General features: G+C 70.2%; 2 protein-coding genes. Both read right to left on the minus strand.

Translation table 11 applies throughout. The features are described from left to right. Positions 1-1,076: L-serine ammonia-lyase (locus ACWD0A_RS34730; RefSeq protein ID WP_451304692.1), on the minus strand; the 1,076-nt coding region annotated here is incomplete at its 3' end. A 156-nt stretch (positions 1,077-1,232) separates the two neighbouring features. Further along, on the minus strand, positions 1,233-2,281 hold a 1,049-nt coding region (gene glyA / locus ACWD0A_RS34735), incomplete at its 5' end, for a serine hydroxymethyltransferase (protein ID WP_451304693.1).

A 2,281-nucleotide genomic window follows, 5' to 3' on the forward strand; every position in this document is an offset into this window, starting at 1 on the left:
CGGCGAGATCGTGCTCCTCCCGCGGCCATCGAGCAGGCGGAGCCGACCTCGCCCTGGCAGCCCACCTCGGCGCCGGAGATGGAGGCGTTCTCCTTGAAGAGCATGCCGATCGCACCCGCCGCGAGCAGGAAGCGGACGACACCTTCCTCGTCGGCGCCGGGGACGAAGTTCATGTAGTAGTGCAGGACCGCCGGGATGATGCCGGCCGCGCCGTTGGTCGGGGCGGTGACGACCCGGCCGCCGGCCGCGTTCTCCTCGTTCACGGCCATCGCGTAGAGCGTGATCCACTCCATCGCGAGCGCCTGCGGGTCGCCCTCGGAGCGCAGCTTGCGGGCCGTGGTGGCCGCGCGGCGGCGGACCTTGAGACCGCCGGGCAGGATGCCCTCGCGGGACATGCCGCGCGCGACGCACGCCTGCATGACCCGCCAGATGTCCAGCAGGCCCTCGCGGATCTCGTCCTCGGTGCGCCAGGCCTTCTCGTTCTCCAGCATCAGCGCGGAGATCGACAGGCCGGTCTCCCGGGTGAGGCGCAGCAGCTCGTCACCGGTGCGGAAGGGGTGCTTCAGTACGGTGTCGTCGAGCTTGATCCGGTCCTCGCCGACCGCGTCCTCGTCGACGACGAAGCCGCCGCCGACCGAGTAGTACGTCTTCTCCAGCAGGGCCGTGCCGTCGGCGTCGTACGCCCACAGCGTCATGCCGTTGGCGTGGTAGGGCAGCGCCTTGCGGCGGTGCAGGACCAGGTCTGTGTCGAAGTCGAAGCCGATCTCGTGCACGCCGAGCAGGCTGATGCGCTTCTCCGCCTTGATCTGCTCGACCTGGTCGTCGGCGCTCTCGACGTCGACCGTGCGCGGAGAGTTGCCCTCGAGGCCCAGCAGGACGGCCTTGGGAGTGCCGTGGCCGTGGCCGGTCGCGCCGAGCGAGCCGTACAGCTCGGCCCGTATCGAGGCGGTGTGGGCCAGCAGGCCCTCGTTCTTCAGCCGCCGGGCGAACATCCGGGCCGCGCGCATGGGGCCCACCGTGTGGGAGCTGGACGGGCCGATGCCGATCGAGAACAGGTCGAAGACCGAGAGGGCCACGGGGAACTCCTTGTGGGTGGTAGACGCCGTTGTCTGCCGGGTGGTGCAGAGGCAATGCGTGCAAACGTGGTGCTTACGTGGTGCGGGGCACCGCGCTCACGATCCAGTGTGCGCGGTGCCCCTTTTGTTTCGCTCCGGGATGTTACGGGAGATCCGTCACAGACCGGGGTAGAGCGGGTGCTTCGCGGCCAGGGCGGTGACCCGGGCGCGCAGCGCCGTCACGTCGTACGACGGCTTCAGCGCCTCGGCGATGATGTCCGCGACCTCGCGGAAGTCGTCGGCCGTAAAGCCGCGGGTGGCCAGTGCCGGGGTGCCGATCCGCAGGCCGGAGGTGACCATCGGGGGCCTCGGGTCGTTCGGGATGGCGTTGCGGTTGACGGTGATGCCGACCTCGTGGAGGCGGTCCTCGGCCTGCCGGCCGTCCAGCTCGCTGTTGCGCAGGTCCACCAGGACCAGGTGCACGTCGGTGCCGCCGGACAGGACGGAGACGCCGTGCTCGGTGACGTCGGCCCGGACCAGGCGCTCGGCGAGGATGCGGGCGCCGTCCAGGGTGCGCTGCTGGCGCTCCTTGAACTCGTCGCTCGCGGCGACCTTGAAGGACACCGCCTTGGCCGCGATGACGTGCTCCAGCGGGCCGCCCTGCTGGCCGGGGAAGACCGCGGAGTTGATCTTCTTGGCGAGCTCGGCCGTGGACAGGATCACACCGCCGCGCGGACCGCCGAGGGTCTTGTGCGTGGTGGTGGTCACGACGTGGGCGTGCGGGACCGGGTTGGGGTGCAGGCCCGCGGCGACCAGGCCCGCGAAGTGGGCCATGTCGACCATCAGGTACGCGCCGACCTCGTCCGCGATCCGGCGGAACGCCGCGAAGTCCAGCTGGCGCGGGTAGGCGGACCAGCCGGCGACGATGAGCTTGGGCTTGGACTCCTTGGCCAGGCGCTCGACCTCGGCCATGTCGACCTGGCCGGTGGCGTCGTCGACGTGGTAGGCGACGACGTTGTAGAGCTTGCCGGAGAAGTTGATCTTCATGCCGTGGGTCAGGTGACCGCCGTGGGCCAGGTTGAGGCCCATGATCGTGTCGCCCGGCTTGAGCAGCGCGAACATGGCGGCGGCGTTGGCCTGCGCGCCGGAGTGGGGCTGCACGTTGGCGTGCTCGGCGCCGAACAGCTCCTTGATGCGGTCGATCGCGATCTGCTCGACCACGTCGA

The sequence above is a fragment of the Streptomyces sp. NPDC002867 genome, from assembly GCF_053591895.1.